The organism is Parageobacillus sp. VR-IP (genome assembly GCF_013357975.1).
GTDB lineage: Bacteria > Bacillota > Bacilli > Bacillales > Anoxybacillaceae > Saccharococcus > Saccharococcus caldoxylosilyticus.
The window spans coordinates 518,631-540,647 of record NZ_JABVYQ010000001.1; the positions used below are offsets into that span (position 1 = coordinate 518,631).

Genomic DNA, 22,017 nt, shown 5'->3' on the forward strand with positions numbered 1-22,017 from the left:
TGTGGTTAGGGAGAGCGCACACTGAATGCGCTCTTTTTTCATTATCCCTCTCCGTTCCTTTGCTCCTGGAATGGAAGTTCATAAAAAATGCCCTCCCGTACTTTATAGCGGGAGGGATTTCGCGTTGCTATTGCTTTTTCATCCGAATCACCAAATCCTCATCCGGCGTTACGTAAACCGTCTGCTGGTTTTCGTAAATGACAAAGCCCGGTTTGGCTCCGCTCGGTTTTTTCACATAGCGGATGCGCGTGTAATCGACAGGAACGGAGCTCGATTGGCGCGCTTTGCTGAAGTAGGCGGCGAGGTTGGCGGCCTCTAAAATCGTTTGTTCCGATGGGTTTTTGCTGCGGATAACGACATGAGAGCCGGGAATGTCTTTTGTGTGCAGCCAAATTTCATCTTTCCGTGCAAGTTTGTTGGTTAAATAGTCGTTTTGTTTATTGTTTTTCCCGACGAGAATTTCCGTGCCGTCGCTCGCGATATAGCGTTCAAGTTCAATCGCCCGCTGTTTTTGTTTTTTCGTTTGTTTTGCAGCGCGCGCCCGCAAGTAGCCTTGTTCGATTAACTCCTCGCGAATTTCCTCGACATCTTTCGGCGCGGCGGTTTCGAGCTGCTGGAGAAGCGTATCGAAATAAGCAATCTCTTCATTTGTGCGTTCGATTTGCTCTTGGACGATGTTTAGCGAGTTTTTCGCTTTTTGGTACTTTTGAAAATAACTTTGCGCGTTTTCCGACGGCGATTTTTGCGGATCGAGCGGAATCGTTACGGTCGCGCCGTTTTCGTCGTAATAGTTGATCACTTCGATTTCTTTCATTCCCCGCTCAACGGCGTATAGGTTAGCGGTTAGCAGCTCCCCATAAAGCCGATATTGCTCCGCATGTTTTGCTTCCTCTAATGTTTGCTTAAGCTTGATCAGCTTTTTCTCGTTTTTTGCTTTTTCGTTCGCAATCAGCCGCTCAAGGTCATGTGCCTGCTGTTTCACGCGGTCGCGCTCGGCTTTGCCGAAGTAAAAGCGGTCTAACAGTTCGCTTGGCGCGGCGAACGGTTTCGCCTCCGCCTGTAGATGGGTAAGCGGGAGCACGTAAAACCATTCTTTTTCGCCATTCGTGTACATCGCCGGCGCGAAGCGATGGGCGCGCACTTCGTCCATCAACGCGATAAAACTTTTTGGCAATGTTGCACGGTTCGCGAGCCCGGCGCGAAACACCGCTTCTTTCGCAAACAGTGGCGAGATGCCGGAAAATGTGGCGACAAGCTGGTCCGCTAGTTTACCGGCATGAAAATCAATTTTTTTTACGATCGTTTCTTCGGTCGCCTCGAGCGGGTTAATTTTTCCATGCGACGGTGGCGCGATATATTCATGGCCAGGGAGCACGGTACGATAGCGGTTGACGGCAGGAGAGAGATGTTTAATGCTGTCGATAATCGTGTTCGTTTCTTTGTCAACCAAGATGATGTTGCTGTGCCGCCCCATGATTTCAATCATTAATTGTTTTGTATGAATATCGCCAATCTCGTTCCGTCCTTTTGTTTCCATGATGATAATCCGGTCAAAATCAACTTGGCGGATCGTTTCAATGATGCTTCCTTCCAAATGCTTGCGCAACAGCATGCAAAACATCGGCGGTTCCGACGGATTGTCATACGTTTCGTTCGTCAAATGAACGCGCGCATAGCTCGGATGCGCGGACAGCAGCAATTTATAATTTCGCCCGTGCGAGCGGATTTGCAGAACCAATTCATGGACAGCCGGCTGGTGGATTTTCGTGATGCGTCCTCCCACGAGCGCTTCCTGTAATTCTTTTACAACCGCATAGGTAAACACTCCATCGAATGACATAAAAAACACCTTTCTGTTTGTTTTGTTGCTTCATCAATAACATATCATATCATTTTTTCGGACATGTCTGAATAAGCTTTCATAGAAAAGCAAAGAGGGAGGAGAAGCGACAATGCAGTGGCATACGCTTGCGACAAATGAAGTGGCGAAGGAAACAAACACCAATCTTACGAAGGGCTTAACAATGGAAGAAGCGAAAAAGCGTCTAAAGCGGTTCGGATATAACGAATTAAAAGAAGCAAAAAAACAGTCGGCGTTTTTATTGTTTTTGAATCAGTTTAAAGATTTTATGGTGCTTGTGCTTCTTGCGGCGACGATCATTTCCGGATTGCTTGGGGAGTATGTCGATGCCATTGCCATTATCGTTATCGTCATCATGAATGGACTTTTAGGATTTTTCCAGGAGCGGCGCGCCGAGAAATCGCTTGAAGCGCTCAAGCAATTATCGGCACCGCAGGCAACGGTATTGCGCGACGGGGAATGGGTGAAAATTCCGGCTCGGGAGCTTGTTGTCGGCGATATTATCAAGTTTTCAAGCGGGGATAGAATCGGCGCCGATGTCCGCTTAATTGATGCAAAAGGGCTGGAAATCGAAGAATCGGCGCTGACAGGCGAGTCGGTGCCGACAGCAAAATCGGCGGTTCCGCTTATGAATGAAAATGCTGCGCTCGGTGATTTGCATAATATGGCTTTCATGGGCACCCTTGTAACAAGAGGAAGCGGCATTGGCATTGTGATTGCAACGGGAATGAAAACGGCAATGGGACAAATCGCGAATCTGCTTCAAGAAGCGGAAACAGTGATGACTCCGCTGCAGCGCCGTCTGGAGCAGCTGGGGAAAATTTTAATTGTCGTTGCGCTCTTTCTTACCGTTCTTGTCGTCGTGGTTGGCGTCATTCAAGGACACGGTTTATACGAAATGTTTTTAGCCGGTGTTTCGTTAGCGGTCGCCGCGATTCCGGAAGGGCTGCCGGCGATTGTGACCATTGCGCTTGCGCTTGGCGTGCAGCGGATGATCAAGAAAAATGCGATCGTCCGCAAGCTTCCGGCCGTGGAAACGTTAGGCTGTGCTTCTGTCATTTGTTCCGACAAAACGGGAACGATGACGGAAAATATGATGACCGTCACGCATATTTGGGCAAACGGAAAAACGTGGACGATAAGCGGCGCCGGTTTGGAGACATCGGGGCAGTTCTATGAAAACGGGCGCCCAATCGACATCACAAAAGAGGCGGTATTGCAACAGCTGCTGATGTTTGGAGTGCTTTGCAATAGTTCACAGCTGAAAGAAAAAAAGGGACGGCGCTATATTGACGGCGATCCGACCGAAGGCGCTTTACTTGTCGCTGCGATGAAGGCGGGATTGACGAGAGAACGCATCGAAAACGAATTTATCGTGGAGCAAGAATTTCCGTTTGATTCCGAACGGAAAATGATGACGGTCATTGTGAAAGATAAAGCAGGAAGACGATTCATTGTGACAAAAGGAGCACCAGACGTATTGTTGCAAGTGAGTAAGCAAATTTGGTGGAACGGACGCGAGCAAACGATGACAGCAGAGTGGGGAAAAACGATACAAGACATTATTCAACAAATGGCAAACCAAGCACTCCGTACGATTGCGCTCGCTTATCGCCCGCTTCAAGCTCATGAGCGAATCACTTCAGAAAAAGAGGCGGAGAAAAATCTCGTGTTTATTGGAATTCAAGGAATGATCGACCCGCCGCGGCCGGAAGTGAAAAAAGCAGTACAGCAGTGCAGGGAAGCGGGGATTAAAACGATAATGATTACAGGCGATCATGTGCTTACCGCTAAAGCGATCGCAAAGCAGCTCGGAGTGCTGCCGCCGAACGGAAAAGTAATGGACGGCCCGACATTGTCGCGGCTTTCGGTAGATGAACTCGAAGAAGTGGTCGATGATGTTTATGTATTTGCCCGCGTTTCGCCGGAGCATAAATTAAAGATTGTGAAAGCGTTGCAACGACGGGGACATATTGTCGCGATGACGGGAGACGGTGTAAACGACGCGCCGGCCATTAAAGCGGCCGACATCGGCGTGGCGATGGGGCAGTCGGGAACGGATGTGGCGAAAGAGGCAGCCGCGCTCGTATTATTGGATGATAACTTTGCGACGATTCAAGCGGCGATTCAAGAAGGAAGAAATATTTACGAAAACATTCGCAAATTTATCCGCTATTTGTTAGCATCGAATGTCGGTGAGATTTTAGTCATGTTGTTTGCGATGCTGCTGGCTCTCCCACTTCCGCTTGTGCCGATCCAAATTTTATGGGTGAACCTTGTGACCGATGGTCTTCCGGCGATGGCACTCGGAATTGACCGCGCGGAAGAAAACGTAATGAAGCGTCCGCCTCGTCATCCGAAAGAGGGAGTGTTCGCGCGCGGACTTGGCTGGAAAATCATCAGCCGCGGCTTTATCATCGGGGTGGTGACGCTGGCGGCATTTATGACAGCGTATGAACGAAGCGGAAACGACCTTGTTTATGCGCAGACGGTGGCGTTTGCGACGTTAGTGATGGCCCAGCTCATTCATGTGTTTGACTGCCGCTGCGAGCGCTCCATTTTTGACCGCAACCCGTTCGAAAATATATATCTCTTCGGTGCAGTTATTATATCCGTATTGTTGTTGCTCGTCGTCATTTACTACCCGCCGCTGCAAGGAATTTTCCATACGATGCCGATCGCTCCGTTTGATTGGCTGCTCATTATTGGTTTAGCAGCGCTTCCGACATTTTTGTTTTCCGGTTCGTTTTTGGCGAGAAAATAAAAAGGAGATATGGTATAATATCCAAGGTGATAGAGGGTGACTCTATGACCTTTTCTTTTTGGCATCTCATATAAATGGATGTGATAACGTGGTTTATAGCATGACAGGTTTTGGACGCAGCATGAAAAAAAATGAACAGCTTGCCATTACAGTGGAGATGAAGTCGGTAAACCATCGCTTTTGTGAAATTTCCATCCGTATCCCTAGACAATGGATGGCTTTTGAGGATAAAATAAAAAAAGCCATTTTGCCGTACGTCAAACGAGGGAAAGTGGAAGTTTTTGTCAATATCGAAGGCGATGGTTTGGTCAAGCGGAAACTACATATTGATTGGGAATTAATGAAGGATTATTATCATAGCCTGCAAAAGGCGAATGAGCAATTTGCCCTGCACGACCGCGTGACGCTTGCTCACTTGTTTCAGCTTGAAGGCGTAACGGAAATTATGGAAGAAGAAAACGTCAATGAGGAAATGGAGCAGCTTTTGCTTGCCGCAGTGAAAGAGGCTGCTGAGCAACTTGTACTGATGCGTAAACAGGAAGGCGAGGCGCTCCTTGCTGATATCAAGGCGCAGCTTTCTCAGATTGAAAAAGGGGTGCAGGCGATTGAAAAATGGGCGCCAGATGTGATTGAACATTATCGCGAGCGGTTGCTGAAACGGATCCATGAGCTTGTTCCACTTCCTGCCGATGAGTCACGCATTTTAACGGAGGTGGCGATTTTTGCGGAAAAAGCGGATATTAATGAGGAACTGAAGCGGATTCGCAGCCACCTTCAGCAAGTTGCCGCAACGTTGCAAACAGACGAATCAATCGGTCGGAAGCTTGACTTTTTAGTACAAGAGTTAAACCGCGAAATAAACACGATTGGCGCAAAGGCGAATGACAGCCGCATCGCCACGCAAGTCGTCGAGATGAAAAGTGCGCTCGAAAAAATAAAAGAACAAGTGCAAAATATCGAGTAGCCGTTTAGAACGGTTTCATTGCGGCAACAATAATATTTATGGCAGGTGGACGCTTCGTGGGAATTAAGTTTATTAATATCGGATATGGAAATATGGTATCCGCCGCTCGGATTATTACGATCGTCAGCCCTGATTCGGCACCGATTAAACGGATTATTCAAGATGCAAGGGAAAATGGAAAGCTAGTCGATGCCACTCATGGAAGAAGAACGCGCGCTGTCATTATTATGGACAGCGATCATGTCATACTATCTTCGGTACAGCCGGAAACGGTAGCCAATCGTTTATATGGAAGTGACGATTTATCGGAGGAAGGGTAGGGTTTTAGACATTTATGAACGAAAGAGGATTGTTGATTGTCTTATCAGGACCATCTGGTGTCGGCAAAGGAACGGTGCGAAAAGCGTTGTTTTCCCAGCCGGATATTAATTTGCATTATTCCGTCTCTGTCACGACGCGGAAACCGCGCGAAGGCGAAGTCGACGGCGTCGACTATTTCTTTAAAACGCGCGAAGAGTTTGAGCAAATGATTCGGGAAAACAAACTGCTCGAGTGGGCAGAGTACGTCGGCAATTATTATGGAACGCCGATTGACTACGTAGAAAAGACGCTCGCAGAAGGAAAAGATGTATTTCTGGAAATTGAAGTGCAAGGCGCGATGCAAGTGCGCAAAGTGTTTCCGGAAGGTTTGTTTATTTTTCTCGCCCCACCGAGCTTAAGTGAACTGGAAAAACGGATTATTTCGCGCGGGACCGAGTCGGAAGAGCTCGTCCGCAACCGCTTAAAGGCGGCAAAAGAAGAGCTCGAGATGATGGATGCATATGATTATGTCGTCGAAAACGATAAAGTTGAGCTCGCTTGCGAGCGAATTAAGGCGATCGTGATCGCCGAGCATTGCCGGCGGGAACGTGTTGCAAAACGTTATAAGAAAATGTTGGGGGTGGAATAAAGCATGTTATATCCTTCCATCGACTTATTAATGCAAAAAGTGGATTCGAAATATAAACTAGTGACTGTTGTTGCAAAACGGGCGCGCCAGCTTCAAGACAATGCCGAATTAACGATTAAAAACCCGGTATCGAAAAAATTTGTCGGGCAAGCGTTGGAGGAAATTGCGGCCGATCATATCGAATTAGTAGAAGAAGAAAAATAACAACCTAGCTGTTAGGTTGTTATTTTTTTACAAAAGTATAATCGAGGTGTTTCAAACATGGTATATGGAAAAAACATTTTATTATGTGTGACCGGGGGAATTGCTGCTTACAAAGCGGCTGCGTTGACGAGCCAATTAACCCAACGCGGCGCCAATGTGAAAGTAATAATGAGCGAAGGCGCCTGTCAGTTTATCACCCCGTTGACATTTCAGGCGCTATCGCGCAATGAAGTTTACGTTGATACGTTTGCGGAAAAAAATCCGGCGGTGATTGCCCATATTGATTTAGCAGATTGGGCTGACCTTGTCCTCGTTGCCCCGGCGACGGCCAACACGATTGGGAAGCTGGCGAATGGCATCGCTGACAACATGATTACGACAACGCTTTTGGCGACAAAAGCGCCGGTATGGATCGCGCCGGCCATGAATGTTCATATGTATGAACATCCGGCGGTGCAAGCGAATATCGAAACGCTATACCGCTTCGGCTATCGCTTTATTGAGCCGTCGGAAGGATATTTAGCGTGCGGATATGTTGGAAAAGGGAGGCTCGAGGAACCGGAAAAAATCATTAAAAATATCGAGAACTACTTTTCCTCTGCCAATCCGCTTTTAAAAGGGAAAAAGGTGCTTGTTACAGCCGGTCCAACAAGAGAAAAGCTCGATCCTGTCCGCTTTTTTTCCAATCGTTCGACGGGAAAAATGGGCTATGCGATTGCGGAAGCAGCGGCGCGCTTTGGAGCGGAAGTGACGCTTATTTCCGGCCCGACGGAATTGGAGGCGCCGGCCAATGTCAAAACCATTCGCGTCGAGTCAGCGCAGGACATGTATGAAGCCGTGATGGAACGGTTTCCAGATGTTGATATCGTCATTAAATCGGCAGCGGTGGCCGATTACCGGCCAAAGCATGTGTTTGCGAAAAAGATAAAAAAACAGCCAGGCGACTATATCGTAGAAATGGAGAGAACGATCGACATTTTAAAAACGCTCGGTGAACGAAAAACGTCGCAAATTTTAGTCGGATTTGCGGCGGAAACGGATCATGTCGAGGAATATGCCCGGCAAAAATTAGAAAGCAAACGACTTGATATGGTCGTGGCCAACAATGTCACGCAAGAAGGAGCAGGATTTGCCGGCGACACAAATGTTGTCACCATTTTTAAACGCGACGGCTCCGTTCGTTCCTTGCCGCTGATGTCCAAAAAACAAGTGGCAGAAGAGATTTTAAAAGAAATTCATCAATATATCGAGGGGATTCGATGAAAATAGCGTCTGTTATCGTCGATGTTCCTTCCAGACAAACCGATCGTCCGTTTGATTATATAATCCCGGAACAATGGGAAGATATTCTCAAGCCGGGCATGCGCGTCACCGTTCCGTTCGGTCCGCGGCGTTTACAAGGATTTGTGGTGGGGATTAAATCACACTCGGAAGTAGAGAGGCTGAAGCCAATCGAGGCTGTTTTGGATGTGACTCCGGTATTAAACGAAGAGCTGCTCGAGCTCGGAAAATATTTAACGGAAACGACGCTTTGCTTTGCCATTTCCGCTTACCAGGCGATGCTGCCGGCGGCGATGAAGGCTAAATATGAGAAGGAAATCCACCTCATTCGTGAAGAATACCGGCCGCTTTTGCCGCAAGAAATACAGGCGCTGTTTGCCGGCCGTTCCGCCATCGCATGGAAGGAAGTTGAGCAGGCTAAATTATGGCGGGCGGTGCAAAAAGCGATTCAGCAAGGATATTTGGAAGTTGTGTACCAAATCAAAGAGAAGGCAGGAAAAAAAGTAGTCAAACATATTCAATTAGCCATGCCGCCGCAACAAATCAGACAAGCCATCGAGGCGATGCCGGCGCGGGCGGTGAAGCAAAAGCAAGTGTTAACGTTTCTTCTTTCCAAAAACGAGGCGGTTCCGATGCCAGAGCTGGTTGAACAGACATCCGCTTCGTATGCTTCGGTGAAATCGTTAGTCGAAAAGGGGCTTATTGTAGAAAAAGAAATCGAAGTGTACCGCGACCCGTATGAACATCGCACATTTGCGAAAACGAAGCCGCTGCCGCTTACTGTCGAGCAGGAAAAGGCGCTTTCTGCGATCGTGAAGCGCGTGCGCGCCAATGAGCACAGGGTATTTTTGCTGTATGGCGTGACGGGAAGCGGGAAAACGGAAGTGTATATGCAGGCGATGGAAGAAGTATTGCGCCAAGGAAAAGAAGCGATCGTTCTCGTTCCGGAAATTTCGCTGACACCGCAAATGGTCGAGCGGTTTAAAGGCCGTTTCGGCTCGCAAGTTGCGGTGCTTCACAGCGGGCTGTCTGTCGGTGAAAAATATGATGAGTGGCGGAAAATTCATCGCAAAGAGGTGCGGCTCGTCGTTGGCGCCCGCTCAGCGATTTTTGCTCCGTTTGAAAACTTAGGCATGATTATTATCGATGAAGAACATGAAGCAAGTTACAAGCAGGAAGAAAATCCGCGCTATCATGCCCGCGATGTGGCAATTTACCGCGCCCGCCTTCACGGCTGTCCGGTTGTGCTCGGCAGCGCTACTCCTTCGCTTGAAACGTTTGCTCGTGCGAAAAAAGGGGTATACGAACTATTGACGTTGCCGAAACGAATCAGCGACAACGGAATGCCGGATGTCCATATTGTGGACATGCGCGAAGAATTACGGAGTGGCAATCGCTCCATGTTTTCGCGGATGTTGTTTGAAAAGCTGAAGGAACGCCTCCATAAAGGGGAGCAGTCTGTTTTGTTTTTAAACCGGCGCGGCTATTCGACATTTGTCATGTGCCGGGACTGCGGCCATGTCATTCGTTGTCCGCATTGCGACATTTCGCTGACCTACCATCGTGCCGGACAACAGCTGAAATGCCATTACTGCGGGCATGAAGAACCGATAATGTACCGCTGTCCGTCATGCGGCAGCGAACATATCCGCTTTTTTGGAACGGGAACGCAAAAAGTGGAAGAAGAATTAACAAAATTGCTTCCCGAGGCGCGCGTCATTCGCATGGATGTCGACACGACAAGCCGAAAAGGCGCCCATGAACAGCTGCTTTCAAAATTCGGAGAAGGAAAGGCCGATATTTTGCTTGGCACGCAAATGATCGCCAAGGGGCTGGATTTTCCAAACGTGACGCTTGTTGGCGTACTGGCGGCGGATACGATGCTCCATCTTCCCGATTTCCGCGCTTCGGAAAAAACGTTCCAACTTCTGACGCAAGTAAGCGGGCGTGCCGGACGTCATGAGCTGCCCGGGGAAGTGGTGATTCAATCGTATACGCCGGAACATTACAGCATCGCCCTTGCCGCCAAACACGACTACGATGCTTTTTATCAGCGGGAAATGATGCTTCGTAAAATGTATGGTTACCCGCCGTTTTACTATTTGACGTTAATTACCGTATCGCATCAGGAAATTACGAAAGCGGCGGCGGTTACGGAAAAAATCGCCGCGTACTTGCGGGCGCAGCTGTCGAAGGAAGCGATTATTCTCGGTCCTGTCGCCTCCCCGATTGCCCGCCTTCATGATAGATATCGCTACCAATGCATGATAAAATACAAGCGGGAGGCGAACATGACGAGCGCGTTAAAGACGATCATTGATCGCTATCAGCATGATGCTGCGCAAGGCGATTTATCGATTACGATTGATACAAATCCATATATGATGATGTAAATGGAGGAAATATCATTGGCTATTTTACCGATTGTGACGTATCCAGCGGACATTTTAGAAAAAGAGTGCGAGCTGGTAAAACGGTTTGATCGCCAGCTTATTAAGCTGTTGAATGATATGTATGATACAATGGTGGAAGCCGATGGGGTCGGCTTAGCCGCCCCGCAAGTCGGCATTGCCAAGCAAATCGCTGTCGTCGATGTCGGTGATGAGCATGGCCGCATTGAACTGATCAATCCGGTTATTCTCGAAGCACGCGGCGAACAAACAGGGCCGGAAGGCTGCTTAAGCTTTCCGGGGCTGTTTGGTGAAGTGAAGCGGGCCGATTATGTCAAAGTCCGCGCCCAAGACCGCCGCGGTCGGCCGTTTACGCTTGAAGCGACAGGATTTTTGGCACGTGCGCTCCAGCACGAAATTGATCATTTGCATGGAATATTATTTACCTCGAAAGTAATCCGTTATTATGATCCCGAAGAATTAGAAGGGTAGATGATCAAGAATGACAAGAATGGTATTTATGGGAACCCCAGATTTTGCCGTCCCGATATTAAGACAACTCATTGACGATGGATATGATGTTGTCGGCGTCGTCACCCAGCCCGACAAACCAAAAGGAAGAAAACAAGAGCTGACGCCGCCGCCGGTGAAAGTGGAGGCACAAAAGCATGGAATTCCAGTGCTGCAGCCGACAAAAATCCGTGAAAAAGAGCAATACGAACAAGTTCTGGCGCTAAAACCAGATTTAATTGTGACGGCGGCGTTTGGACAAATTTTACCAAAAGCGTTGCTAGAGGCCCCGAAATACGGCTGCATTAATGTCCATGCCTCCTTGCTTCCGGAATTGCGCGGCGGCGCGCCGATTCATTATGCGATTTTGCAGGGAAAAACAAAAACAGGTGTCACGATTATGTATATGGTAGAGAAACTCGATGCCGGCGATATTTTAACTCAGGTAGAAGTGCCGATTACGGAAACCGATACGGTCGGCACCCTGCATGATAAATTAAGCATCGCCGGGGCAAAACTGTTATCGGAGACAATTCCGCAGCTGCTTGCCGGGAAGCTGACTCCGGTCAAGCAGGACGAGGAAAAAGCGACGTTTGCTTATAATATTAAGCGCGAACAAGAAAAAATTGATTGGACAAAATCGGGAGAAGAGATTTATAACCATATCCGCGGCTTAAACCCATGGCCGGTGGCTTATACGACGTTGGAAGGTAATATATGGAAAATATGGTGGGGAGAAAAACTTCCTGCACCGAAAAAAGCAGAGCCAGGGACGATCATCGATATTATCGATGACGGGATCGTTGTGGCGACTGGCAATGAAACAGCAATAAAAATTACGGAGCTGCAGCCGGCCGGCAAAAAGCGGATGGAGGCGGCGCAGTTTTTGCGTGGTGCCGGCGCTCATCTTACCATCGGAATGAAGCTAGGAGAGGAACATGAAAACGAAAAACGTGCGTGAAATTGCGTTAGAAACCCTGTTGGCGATCGAAGAGAAAGAAGCGTACAGCAATTTGCAACTAAATAAAGTCATTGAGGAACATCATCTGTCTGCAAGAGATGTCGGGCTGCTGACAGAAATCGTATATGGGACGGTGCAGCGGCGCGACACACTCGATTATTATTTAACCCCTTTTTTGGCAAAAGCGCGCAAGCTGGAGCGGTGGGTCCGCATTCTGCTTCGCTTGACCCTTTATCAAGTATTATATTTAGACCGAGTTCCCGACCGTGCGGCGATTTTCGAAGCAGTGGAAATTGCGAAAAAACGCGGGCATAAAGGAACGGCTTCGCTTGTAAACGGAGTGATGCGCTCGATCCAGCGCCAAGGGGTGCCGCCGCTGGAGGACATTAAAGATGAAGTCAAGCGGCTGGCTGTTGCGACAAGCCATCCATACTGGCTTGTCAAGCGTTGGGTCGGGCAATACGGTTTTGCTGAAACAAAACGGATGTGTGAAACAAACCTGCTTCCACCAAAGCAAACGGCAAGAGTGAATACAGCGCGAATCACGGTAGAGGAAGCGATGGAGCGGCTTCGCCAGGAAGGAATGGAAGTTGCGCGCGGCGAAGTTGCCGCGGAGGCGATTCGGGCGGAAAAAGGAAATCTCGCCCACACTGCAGTGTTTCGCGAAGGACTCATCACGATTCAAGATGAGAGTTCGATGCTAGTGGCAAGAGCGCTAGGCCCGAAAGAAGGGGAGCGCGTGCTTGACAGCTGTGCGGCGCCGGGCGGGAAGTCGACCCATATCGCTGAATTAATGGATAGCACGGGTCAAGTGGTATCGGTAGACATTCATGACCATAAGGTGAAGCTGATTGAAGAGCAGGCAAAGCGCCTGCAGTTGACGAACATTTCCACCTATGTGCTTGACAGCAGGCGTTTAGGCGAGCGGTTTGAAAAAGAATCGTTTGATAAAATTTTAGTCGATGCGCCGTGTTCCGGATTTGGCGTCATCCGCCGCAAGCCGGATATTAAATACGCCAAAACGGAAGAAGATATTCCTTCCCTCATCGAATTGCAGCAAGAAATTTTGCGGGCGGTGGCGCCGCTATTAAAACGAGGAGGAACGCTTGTATATAGCACTTGTACGATTGACCGGGAAGAAAATGAGGAAGTCATCGCCCAGTTTTTAAAGCATCATCCGGAATTTGTCCCGGATGAAACGATGCAGGAGCGGCTGCCGGAAAAAGTGCAGCCATACGTCCGCAACGGGCAGCTGCATCTCCTTCCTCACTATTTTGGCTCGGACGGATTTTTTATCGCATCATTACGAAAGAAGGTGTAGCTCCATTGGAAACAATAAAGACGACCGTACACAAACAAAAGGAAACAACGCCGCATTTGCCATCGATTTATTCGCTGACGTTAGAGGAGCTGAAAAATTGGCTTGTTGAGCGCGGCGAAAAGCCGTTTCGCGCGACGCAAATATATGAATGGCTCTACCAAAAACGAGTAACCGATTTCTCGGAAATGACGAACTTGCCAAAAGCGCTGCGTGAACAATTAGGCGAGCATTTTGCCATCACGACATTAAAAACGATTGTGAAACAAACTTCGAAAGACGGCACGATCAAGTTTTTGTTTGAACTGCACGACGGGTATTCGATCGAGACGGTGCTCATGCGTCATCATTACGGAAATTCGATTTGTGTGACGACACAAGTCGGCTGCCGCATTGGCTGCACGTTTTGCGCTTCAACGCTCGGCGGATTGAAGCGCCATTTAGAAGCGGGAGAAATTGTGGCGCAAGTCGTCCAAGTGCAAAAAGCGCTCGATGAGCACGGCGAGCGGGTAAGCAGCATCGTCGTAATGGGAATCGGCGAGCCGTTTGACAACTATGATGAACTGATTAAGTTTTTGAAAATCGTTAACCATTCAAAAGGGTTGAATATTGGCGCCCGCCATATCACCGTGTCAACGAGCGGAATTATCCCGAAAATTTATCAATTTGCCGAGGAAGGAATGCAAGTCAATTTTGCCATTTCATTGCACGCCCCGACGACTGAGCTGCGCACGAAGCTCATGCCGATCAACAAGGCGTATCCGCTGCCGAAGCTGATGGAGGCGGTCCGCTATTACATTGAAAAAACGGGGCGCCGCGTTACGTTTGAATACGGACTGTTTGGCGGGGTCAATGACCAAATTGAACACGCCGAGCAGCTCGCGGAGCTGATTAAAGGATTAAAGTGCCACGTCAACCTGATTCCGGTGAATTACGTACCAGAGCGGAATTATGTGCGCACGCCGCGCGATCAAATTTTTGCTTTTGAACGGGCGTTAAAAAAACATGGAATTAATGTGACTATTCGTCGCGAACAAGGACATGACATCGACGCGGCATGTGGGCAGCTTCGCGCGAAGGAGCGAAAAGAAGAGACGAGGTGAAAGAATGAGAGCCGTTTTTCAAACCGATATTGGTAAAATTCGTGCTCACAATGAAGACAGCGGCGGTGTTTTTCAAAATAAAGATGGTCATTATTTAGCGGTTGTTGCCGATGGAATGGGGGGGCATCTCGCTGGCGACGTTGCAAGCGAAATGACGATTTCGTATTTAAAACAACAATGGGAGCAGTCCGAACATATTTCATCGCCTGCTGCCGCCGAACAATGGCTGAAAGATCATGTGGCGGCAGTCAACCGCATTTTGTTTGAACACTCCTTGCAGCATGAAGAATGCCAAGGGATGGGAACGACGATTGTCAGCGCGATCTGTACAGATCAATTTGTTACCGTCGGTCATATTGGCGACAGCCGCTGCTATCTTTTCAATAAAAATGGGTTTCAACAAATTACTGAAGACCATTCACTTGTTAATGAATTGGTAAAAACAGGGCAAATTTCCAAGGAGGATGCAGAGCACCATCCGCGGAAAAATGTGTTGTTGCGCGCGCTTGGCACGGAAAGAGACGTGAAGCTGGATGTCAAAACGGTCAGCATCGATGAGCATGATATGCTGCTGTTGTGTTCGGACGGTTTATCAAACAAAGTTTCCGAGCAAATGATGCTACATATTTTAAATTCCGGCGACCCGCTCGAGCATAAAGCACAGGCGTTAATTGATCTAGCTAATGAACGGGGAGGAGAAGATAATATTACGCTGGTGATTATCGATTTTTCATTGGAACGTGAAAGTAGGTGATCCGTGTGCTCATCGGCAAACGATTAAACGATCGCTATAAAATTATTAGCTTAATCGGCGGCGGCGGCATGGCCAACGTCTATTTGGCCAGAGATATGATATTGGAGCGGGATGTCGCTGTAAAGGTATTGCGCTTTGATTTTGCCAATGATGAACAGTTTATTAAACGGTTCCGCCGCGAAGCGCAAGCGGCAACAAGCTTGAATCATGAAAACATCGTCTCCATTTATGATGTCGGCGAAGATGAGGGTGTTTATTACATTGTTATGGAGTATGTGCGCGGGTGTACATTAAAGCAGTATATTCATCAGCACGCCCCTTTGCCAGTTCCAAAAGCGCTTCATATTATGGAGCAATTGACTTCTGCGATTGCCCATGCTCATGAAAATGGTGTTATTCATCGCGATATTAAGCCGCAAAATATTTTGATTGATGAAAACGGCGATGTGAAAGTAACCGACTTCGGTATTGCCGTGGCCCTTAGTTCGACAACCATTACGCAAACGAATTCCGTGCTTGGCTCGGTTCATTATTTGTCCCCGGAACAAGCGCGCGGCGGAGTGACAACGGAAAAATCGGACATCTATTCTCTCGGCATTGTCATGTTTGAGCTTGTCACTGGCCGGCTTCCATTCTCTGGAGAGTCCGCCGTGTCGATTGTGCTTAAACATTTGCAGGCGGAAACGCCCTCCCCTAAAGCCTGGAACCCTAGCATTCCGCAAAGCGTCGAGAATATTATTTTAAAAGCGACGGCGAAAGATCCGTTTTATCGCTACCGTTCGGCACGGGAAATGAATGAAGATATCCGCACCGCTTTAGATCCGGAACGGGCGAATGAGGAGAAATTCACCATTCCTGCTGATGATGAGGAAACAACGAAAGCGATTCCGATTATGAGAGACGCCCCCGTTAGTGCCGGGCTTGAGACGGAAACGATCGTGTACGAAGAAAAAAAGGAAGAAAAGCCAGAAGCGGAAAAGCCGAAAACAAAACGGAAGTGGATCGTCTGGTTTACGGTTGTCTTTTTATTTCTCGCGGCGGCTGGAGTGAGTGCAGTTACGTGGATTCCAGATCTGGTTTTTCCAAAAGAAGTGACGATGCCGAACGTCGTCAACAAAGATTACGATGAAGCGGTCGAGCAGTTGTCATCGTTAGGGTTAGAGATTAAAGATACGATTGATGTTGAGGATAATAAAATAGAAGAAGGAAAGGTTGTACGTACGAAACCGGAAGCGGGCATGACCGTCAAGCAAGGCTCAGGGGTGATCATTTATAAAAGCATCGGCAAAAAGAAAATCGAATTTGGCAACTTTATCGACGAAGATATCGATACAGCCGAAGAGCAGTTGCGCAACGAAGGTTTTACGAACATTAAGCGCAATGAACGTTATAGCGATAAACCATCTGGCACGATTATCGATCAATTCCCGTATGCTGGGGACAAAGTAGTGCCTGATGAAACAGAAGTCATTTTTACCGTCAGTCTAGGTCCGGAACAAATTGTGTTAAAAGATTTGACAGGATATACGGAAAAAAGCGTACGCGACTACGCGGAAGATCAACAGCTGCAGGTGGAGGTAAAATACGAATATTCCGACAAAGTGCCGGAAGGGCTTGTGATTTCGCAGACGCCGGCAGCGAATGAAAAAGTCGAGAAAGGGGACACGATTGCGGTTGTGATTTCCCGCGGCAAAGAGCCGCTTCCGACAAAAACGGTGATCAAAGATATTGTCATTCCGTATGAGCCCGCAGAAGCGGGGCAGGTGGTGGAAGCACAGTTGTATATTCAAGATGCGAATCGCAATATGACAATGCCGTATAAAACGTACCGTTTAACGAAGCCGGTTACGGAAACGGTAGAATTTAAAATTCCGTATAAGGAGACGGCATACTATCGCGTCATCGTCAACAATGTCGTCACAGACGAGGGGACGATTCCATATCCAGACGATCGCGCAAAGGAGTGAGGCTATGGCAGAAGGAAAGATTATTAAGGCATTAAGCGGATTTTATTATGTATTGTCAGAAGGGAAAGTGTTTCAATGTCGAGGCAGGGGGGTATTTCGCAAACAGAAAATCACCCCTCTTGTCGGCGATTATGTTGTCTTTCAGGCGACGGGCGAGAGCGAGGGGTATATTTTGGAAATATGCGAGCGGAAAAACACGCTCATCCGTCCGCCGATCGCCAATGTCGAGCAGGCAATTTTAGTGTTTTCCGCCGTGGAACCGGATTTTAGTCCGAAACTCCTTGATCGTTTTCTCGTTCTTGTTGAATCGAAGCAAATTGCACCAATTATTGTTGTAAATAAAATTGATTTAATGGATAGCCAAACAAAGCAGTCGATCGAACAATATGTCCGTGATTATCAGCGCATAGGCTATGACGTTATTGAAACTTCTACCGTCACCAAGGAAGGGATAGAGCGGCTGCTTTCCTATTTGGAAGGACGAATTTCTGTGGTTGCCGGGCAATCCGGCGTTGGCAAATCGTCGCTGCTAAATGCGCTTCGTCCTGATTTGCAATTAAAAACAAACGATATTTCCACACATTTAGGGCGCGGCAAGCATACGACCCGCCATGTCGAACTGTTGGAAATTGGCGGCGGCCTTATCGCCGATACGCCCGGCTTTAGTGCACTCGAGCTCGATGATATCGAAATCGAGGAACTGCCGCTTTATTTTCCAGAGTTTCGCGAGCGCAGCGACAAATGCAAATTTCGCGGCTGCCTGCATGTCGCCGAGCCGAAATGCGCTGTAAGAGAGGCGGTGGAAGCGGGAGAAATCCCTTCTTACCGGTACGAGAATTATCTAAGTTTTGTTGAAGAAATGAAAGAGCGAAAGCCGAGGTATGAACGATGATCAAAATTGCACCATCCATTTTATCTGCGAATTTTGCTTATTTGGGAGAGGAAATCCGCGATGTCGAACAAGGCGGAGCCGATTATATTCATGTTGATGTGATGGACGGCCATTTTGTTCCGAATATCACGATCGGCCCGCTTGTTGTCGAGGCGATACGCCCGGTTACGAAATTGCCGCTTGACGTTCATTTAATGATCGAGCAGCCAGATCGCTACATCCCTGCTTTTGCCAAAGCAGGAGCCGACTACTTATCCGTTCATGTAGAGGCGTGCCCACATTTGCATCGAACGATCCATCTCATTAAAGAACATGGAGTCAAAGCGGGGGTCGTGTTAAATCCGCACACGCCGGTGGAAATGATTCAACATATTATCGCGGATGTGGATTTAGTGTTACTGATGACCGTCAATCCCGGATTTGGCGGACAGAAGTTTATTCCATCCGTATTGCCGAAAATTCGCCAAGTAGCAGAGTTTATAAAAGAGCGGAACTTATCGGTGGAAATTGAAGTAGACGGCGGGATTAATGCAGAAACGGCGCGCCTGTGCGTAGAAGCGGGAGCGAATGTTCTTGTGGCCGGATCGGCCATTTATAACGAACAGGACCGCGCTGCGGCGATCCGCGCGCTTCGCGGGTCATATAAAGCGGAAGGGTAGACGCCTTCTGCTTTTCTTTCTGTTGAAGGAGGGGAGAGAAATATATGTGGATTCACATTGTCGGCGGCGGGCCAAGCGAACAGCTTCCTTCTCTGCATCAATATGACGGCAAGCAGGTGCGATGGCTGGGGGTGGACCGCGGGACAAAGACGCTGCTTGAGGCAGGCATCCGGCCTGTCAAAGCGTTTGGCGACTTTGACTCGTTGACCGAGGAAGAAATTGCATCGCTGCAAAAAACATTGAACGATATGGATATATGGCCGGCGGAAAAAGATAAAACCGATATGGAAATCGCTCTTGAATGGGCGGTCGAGCAAGGAGCGGATCAAATCCGGATCTTCGGAGCGACCGGCGGCAGGCTTGACCATTTATTTGGCAATGTGCAATTGCTGATCAAATATGCCAATCGAGACATTGAAATCATTGACCGGCAAAATGTGCTGACCGTCCATCTTCCCGGCACGTACACCGTTTCTTATGACGAACGGTATCGCTACGTTTCTTACATTCCGATTTCCCACGATATTAAGGGTTTGACGTTAACCGGATTTAAATATCCGCTAACAAATTGTCATATTTTTCGCGGTTCGACATTATGTATTAGTAATGAACTTATCCAATCTTCCGGTACTTTTTCCTTTTCTGAAGGCATATTAATGATGATAAGAAGCAGCGATTTTCACCGCTGCTTGTAGGTACGATTTGCAGCCTGAAGAATATACTTAATAAAGAGTGAGGGAAAGTTCGTTACGACGGCTGTGAGGAGGGAATCGGAATGAAATTTTATACGATTAAACTGCCGAAATTTCTCGGCGGGATTGTGCGTGCCATGTTAAACGCTTTTAAAAAAGGATAAGAAAAAAGCACCATTCTTTGGTGCTTTTTTGTTTTAAGGGATTTATTACACGCGTTGTACTTTTCCCGATTTTAATGCGCGCGCAGAAACCCAAACACGTTTCGGTTTTCCGTCGACTAAAATACGAACTTTTTGCAAGTTGACTTTCCATGTGCGTTTATTTGCATTCATCGCATGAGAACGCGAATTGCCGAAAGATTTTTTCTTTCCCGTTACAAAGCATTTTGCCATCTTTTTTCCCTCCTTACTCGTCCTGCTTTCCATTGTGCGTCTAAAAACACTATTATAATTTATCATACAAACGATTAGATTGCAATAGATGCCTTTTTCTCTTTCAAGAAAATATCCTTGACATATAATATTATTTTCGGCTAAATAATACTAGTGGGCGATGGGGGAACTTTTAAAACGGAAAGCATTATAGTACAATGTTGATAGCTATGCGAACTATTGCAAAGGGGGAACGAGCATGTCCATCGAATTGCAAACGAAATACGGACGAATTGAAATATCCAATGATGTCATTGCGATGATAGCCGGCGGTGCTGCGGTCGATTGCTATGGAATTGTTGGGATGGCGTCGAAAAACCAAATTAGAGATGGAATTTCGGAAATTTTACGGAGAGAAAACTTTTCCAAAGGTGTAATCGTCCGCGAGGAAAACGGCGAAGTACATATCGACATGTATATTATTGTCAGCTATGGCACGAAAATTTCAGAGGTGGCCCATAATGTGCAAACAAAAGTAAAATATACGCTTGATCAAACGTTGGGTCTTTCTGTCCAATCGATCAATATTTACGTTCAAGGGGTTCGGGTGACGAATCCGTAGTAAGGAGGAGTTAGTTGGTGATAATTACGGCACTTGATGGAAGACGTTTTGCCGAAATGGTTTTTCAAGGAGCGGCGCATTTATCGAATAATGCAAAGGCCGTCGACGCGCTGAACGTCTTTCCAGTTCCAGACGGTGATACGGGCACAAATATGAACTTGTCGATGACTTCCGGTGCGAAGGAGGTAAAAAATAATCTTTCCGACCATATAGGCAAAGTCGCAGGCGCGCTGGCGAAAGGATTGCTGATGGGCGCTCGTGGAAACTCGGGCGTCATTTTATCGCAATTGTTCCGCGGGTTCGCCAAAGCGGTGGAAACGAAAAAGGAAATTAACAGCGTCGAATTCGCTGCGGCGCTTGAAGCAGGTGTCAATACGGCTTATAAGGCGGTGATGAAGCCGGTTGAAGGAACGATTTTGACCGTGGCGAAAGATGCAGCAAGACGGGCGGTCGAAGTGGCAAAAAAAGAACGAGATATTGCTGTTGTCATGGAGGAAGTCGTGAAGGAAGCGAAAGCGTCTTTGCGGCGCACGCCGGAGTTGCTGCCGGTATTAAAAGAGGTCGGCGTTGTTGACAGTGGCGGCCAAGGCCTCGTTTACGTCTATGAAGGGTTTTTGGGCGGACTAAAAGGAGAAAACGTTGCTAAACAGAAACCGGCGGAAGTTTCCATGGAAGAATTAGTGAAAGCAGAACATCATAAAAGCGCGCAAAGCCATATTCATACCGATGAAATTGAGTTTGGCTACTGCACGGAATTTATGGTGCGGTTTGAGCCGGATAAACTGCAGAAACATCCGTTCTCGGAAGACGCCTTTCGCCAAGATTTAAGCCGATTCGGCGATTCATTGCTCGTCATAGCAGATGATGAGCTTGTTAAAGTCCACATCCATTCCGAACAGCCTGGGGAAGTATTGACATACGGACAGCAATACGGCAGTTTAATTAACATCAAAATTGAAAATATGCGTCAGCAGCACGCCAATATTATAAACCAAGACCGCCAGACCGCTTCCAGTATAGAAAAGATGAAACAGACAGAAAAATACGGAATTGTGACCATCGCAATGGGATCCGGCGTTGCCGAGTTGTTTAAAAGCATCGGCGCTCACGCCGTCATTGAAGGCGGGCAAACGATGAACCCAAGCACGGAGGAGATCGTAAAAGCCATTGAAAGCATCAACGCGGAAATTGTATTTGTGCTGCCAAATAATAAAAACATTATTATGACAGCAGAGCAAGCAGCGACGGTCGTCAGCCAAAAAGTGATCGTCATTCCGTCGAAAACCATTCCGCAAGGCATGGCGGCACTGCTGGCGTTTAATCCATCACTTTCCGAAGAGCAAAATCAAAAAGCGATGACCGCTGCTTTAGCGCGCGTAAAAACAGGGCAAGTAACGTTTGCCATACGCGATACCACCATCGACGGAGTAGAAATTGAAAAAGACGATTACATGGGGTTGGCGGACAATAAAATTATTGTCGCAGAAAAAGACAAGCTTTCCGTAACGAAGCAATTGCTTGATGCGTTAATCGATGAAGAAAGCGAAATCGTTACGATAATCTATGGGGAAGATGCGGCGGAAGAGGAAGTGGAAGCGATCGTTTCCTATATTGAGGGAGCGTATCCGGATGTAGAAGTGGAAGTGCACGCCGGAAAACAGCCGCTATATCCGTTTATCTTTTCCGTTGAATAATATGTTAGAATAATAGAAGGGGTTCTCCCTTCTATTTTATTGTGAAGCGAAGGAGTAG

21 protein-coding genes are annotated in these 22,017 nt (G+C 47.7%); 19 read left to right on the forward strand and 2 right to left on the reverse strand.

What is annotated here, in order from left to right; all coding sequences use genetic code 11:
• Positions 1–127: 127 nt before the first annotated feature.
• Positions 128–1,840 (reverse strand): Rqc2 family fibronectin-binding protein, encoded by a 1,713-nt coding sequence (locus HT574_RS02780; RefSeq protein WP_175243385.1) that lies wholly within the window; start codon positions 1,838–1,840, stop codon positions 128–130.
• 112 nt (positions 1,841–1,952) lie between these two features.
• On the opposite strand from HT574_RS02780, the gene HT574_RS02785 reads away from it, so the two are divergent.
• The 17 genes from HT574_RS02785 (at position 1,953) to spoVM (ending at position 19,433) form a co-directional block, all read left to right on the forward strand.
• On the forward strand, positions 1,953–4,625 hold the full coding sequence (locus HT574_RS02785; protein ID WP_175243386.1) for a cation-translocating P-type ATPase: 2,673 nt from the start codon (positions 1,953–1,955) through the stop codon (positions 4,623–4,625).
• A gap of 88 nt (positions 4,626–4,713) precedes the next feature.
• Entirely contained in the window at positions 4,714–5,589 is an 876-nt protein-coding gene (locus HT574_RS02790; RefSeq protein ID WP_175243387.1) for a YicC/YloC family endoribonuclease, read from the forward strand.
• A 56-nt stretch (positions 5,590–5,645) separates the two neighbouring features.
• Complete coding sequence (gene remA / locus HT574_RS02795) at positions 5,646–5,909, forward strand: extracellular matrix/biofilm regulator RemA (protein ID WP_017437141.1); 264 nt, start codon at positions 5,646–5,648, stop codon at positions 5,907–5,909.
• A gap of 14 nt (positions 5,910–5,923) precedes the next feature.
• Entirely contained in the window at positions 5,924–6,538 is a 615-nt protein-coding gene (gmk, locus tag HT574_RS02800) for a guanylate kinase (protein ID WP_017437140.1), read from the forward strand.
• Positions 6,539–6,541: 3 nt separating this feature from the next.
• Positions 6,542–6,742 (forward strand): DNA-directed RNA polymerase subunit omega, encoded by a 201-nt coding sequence (gene rpoZ / locus HT574_RS02805; RefSeq protein ID WP_017437139.1) that lies wholly within the window; start codon positions 6,542–6,544, stop codon positions 6,740–6,742.
• 57 nt (positions 6,743–6,799) lie between these two features.
• Positions 6,800–8,005: a bifunctional phosphopantothenoylcysteine decarboxylase/phosphopantothenate--cysteine ligase CoaBC gene (gene coaBC / locus HT574_RS02810; RefSeq protein WP_175243388.1), complete on the forward strand. Its 1,206-nt coding sequence runs from the start codon at positions 6,800–6,802 to the stop codon at positions 8,003–8,005.
• A complete protein-coding gene (gene priA, locus HT574_RS02815) occupies positions 8,002–10,416 on the forward strand; it encodes a primosomal protein N' (RefSeq protein ID WP_175243389.1) in 2,415 nt (804 codons plus the stop codon). The genes coaBC and priA overlap by 4 nt, the downstream gene beginning before the upstream one ends.
• A 15-nt stretch (positions 10,417–10,431) precedes the next feature.
• Positions 10,432–10,905, forward strand: coding sequence for a peptide deformylase (gene def / locus HT574_RS02820; protein WP_061580218.1), 474 nt, complete (start codon positions 10,432–10,434; stop codon positions 10,903–10,905).
• 10 nt (positions 10,906–10,915) lie between these two features.
• The gene (gene fmt, locus HT574_RS02825; RefSeq protein WP_061580217.1) at positions 10,916–11,884 is read left to right on the forward strand and encodes a methionyl-tRNA formyltransferase; all 969 of its coding nucleotides are present in this window, start codon (positions 10,916–10,918) and stop codon (positions 11,882–11,884) included.
• On the forward strand, positions 11,862–13,205 hold the full coding sequence (rsmB, locus tag HT574_RS02830) for a 16S rRNA (cytosine(967)-C(5))-methyltransferase RsmB (RefSeq protein ID WP_175243390.1): 1,344 nt from the start codon (positions 11,862–11,864) through the stop codon (positions 13,203–13,205). The genes fmt and rsmB overlap by 23 nt, the downstream gene beginning before the upstream one ends.
• A 5-nt stretch (positions 13,206–13,210) precedes the next feature.
• Positions 13,211–14,305: a dual-specificity RNA methyltransferase RlmN gene (gene rlmN / locus HT574_RS02835; protein ID WP_175243391.1), complete on the forward strand. Its 1,095-nt coding sequence runs from the start codon at positions 13,211–13,213 to the stop codon at positions 14,303–14,305.
• A gap of 4 nt (positions 14,306–14,309) precedes the next feature.
• Entirely contained in the window at positions 14,310–15,059 is a 750-nt protein-coding gene (locus tag HT574_RS02840; RefSeq protein ID WP_017437132.1) for a Stp1/IreP family PP2C-type Ser/Thr phosphatase, read from the forward strand.
• A 5-nt stretch (positions 15,060–15,064) separates the two neighbouring features.
• Positions 15,065–17,026: a Stk1 family PASTA domain-containing Ser/Thr kinase gene (gene pknB / locus HT574_RS02845; protein WP_175243775.1), complete on the forward strand. Its 1,962-nt coding sequence runs from the start codon at positions 15,065–15,067 to the stop codon at positions 17,024–17,026.
• 4 nt (positions 17,027–17,030) lie between these two features.
• Complete coding sequence (gene rsgA, locus HT574_RS02850) at positions 17,031–17,918, forward strand: ribosome small subunit-dependent GTPase A (protein ID WP_175243392.1); 888 nt, start codon at positions 17,031–17,033, stop codon at positions 17,916–17,918.
• Positions 17,915–18,577, forward strand: a complete 663-nt coding sequence (gene rpe, locus HT574_RS02855; protein WP_017437129.1) for a ribulose-phosphate 3-epimerase — start codon at positions 17,915–17,917, stop codon at positions 18,575–18,577. The genes rsgA and rpe overlap by 4 nt, the downstream gene beginning before the upstream one ends.
• Before the next feature lie 44 nt (positions 18,578–18,621).
• Entirely contained in the window at positions 18,622–19,272 is a 651-nt protein-coding gene (locus tag HT574_RS02860) for a thiamine diphosphokinase (RefSeq protein WP_175243393.1), read from the forward strand.
• Between the two features lie 80 nt (positions 19,273–19,352).
• Positions 19,353–19,433 (forward strand): stage V sporulation protein SpoVM, encoded by an 81-nt coding sequence (gene spoVM / locus HT574_RS02865; RefSeq protein ID WP_017437127.1) that lies wholly within the window; start codon positions 19,353–19,355, stop codon positions 19,431–19,433.
• Positions 19,434–19,478: 45 nt separating this feature from the next.
• On the opposite strand, the gene rpmB is transcribed toward spoVM, so the two are convergent.
• Positions 19,479–19,664, reverse strand: coding sequence for a 50S ribosomal protein L28 (gene rpmB / locus HT574_RS02870; RefSeq protein ID WP_015863405.1), 186 nt, complete (start codon positions 19,662–19,664; stop codon positions 19,479–19,481).
• Positions 19,665–19,902: 238 nt separating this feature from the next.
• On the opposite strand from rpmB, the gene HT574_RS02875 reads away from it, so the two are divergent.
• A complete protein-coding gene (locus tag HT574_RS02875; RefSeq protein WP_017437126.1) occupies positions 19,903–20,265 on the forward strand; it encodes an Asp23/Gls24 family envelope stress response protein in 363 nt (120 codons plus the stop codon).
• 17 nt (positions 20,266–20,282) lie between these two features.
• Positions 20,283–21,959, forward strand: coding sequence for a DAK2 domain-containing protein (locus HT574_RS02880; protein WP_175243776.1), 1,677 nt, complete (start codon positions 20,283–20,285; stop codon positions 21,957–21,959).
• Positions 21,960–22,017: the final 58 nt, after the last annotated feature.

Excerpts from the sequence above, each read along its gene's own strand:
- HT574_RS02780 (WP_175243385.1), bottom strand. The coding sequence starts at position 1,840 with ATGTCATTCGATGGAGTGTTTACCTATGCGGTTGTAAAAGAATTACAG.
- HT574_RS02785 (WP_175243386.1), top strand. The coding sequence starts at position 1,953 with ATGCAGTGGCATACGCTTGCGACAAATGAAGTGGCGAAGGAAACAAAC.
- gmk (WP_017437140.1), top strand. The coding sequence starts at position 5,924 with ATGAACGAAAGAGGATTGTTGATTGTCTTATCAGGACCATCTGGTGTC.
- rpoZ (WP_017437139.1), top strand. The coding sequence starts at position 6,542 with ATGTTATATCCTTCCATCGACTTATTAATGCAAAAAGTGGATTCGAAA.
- coaBC (WP_175243388.1), top strand. The coding sequence starts at position 6,800 with ATGGTATATGGAAAAAACATTTTATTATGTGTGACCGGGGGAATTGCT.
- priA (WP_175243389.1), top strand. The coding sequence starts at position 8,002 with ATGAAAATAGCGTCTGTTATCGTCGATGTTCCTTCCAGACAAACCGAT.
- fmt (WP_061580217.1), top strand. The coding sequence starts at position 10,916 with ATGACAAGAATGGTATTTATGGGAACCCCAGATTTTGCCGTCCCGATA.
- rsmB (WP_175243390.1), top strand. The coding sequence starts at position 11,862 with ATGAAAACGAAAAACGTGCGTGAAATTGCGTTAGAAACCCTGTTGGCG.
- HT574_RS02840 (WP_017437132.1), top strand. The coding sequence starts at position 14,310 with ATGAGAGCCGTTTTTCAAACCGATATTGGTAAAATTCGTGCTCACAAT.
- rsgA (WP_175243392.1), top strand. The coding sequence starts at position 17,031 with ATGGCAGAAGGAAAGATTATTAAGGCATTAAGCGGATTTTATTATGTA.
- rpe (WP_017437129.1), top strand. The coding sequence starts at position 17,915 with ATGATCAAAATTGCACCATCCATTTTATCTGCGAATTTTGCTTATTTG.
- HT574_RS02860 (WP_175243393.1), top strand. The coding sequence starts at position 18,622 with ATGTGGATTCACATTGTCGGCGGCGGGCCAAGCGAACAGCTTCCTTCT.
- spoVM (WP_017437127.1), top strand. The coding sequence starts at position 19,353 with ATGAAATTTTATACGATTAAACTGCCGAAATTTCTCGGCGGGATTGTG.
- rpmB (WP_015863405.1), bottom strand. The coding sequence starts at position 19,664 with ATGGCAAAATGCTTTGTAACGGGAAAGAAAAAATCTTTCGGCAATTCG.
- HT574_RS02875 (WP_017437126.1), top strand. The coding sequence starts at position 19,903 with ATGTCCATCGAATTGCAAACGAAATACGGACGAATTGAAATATCCAAT.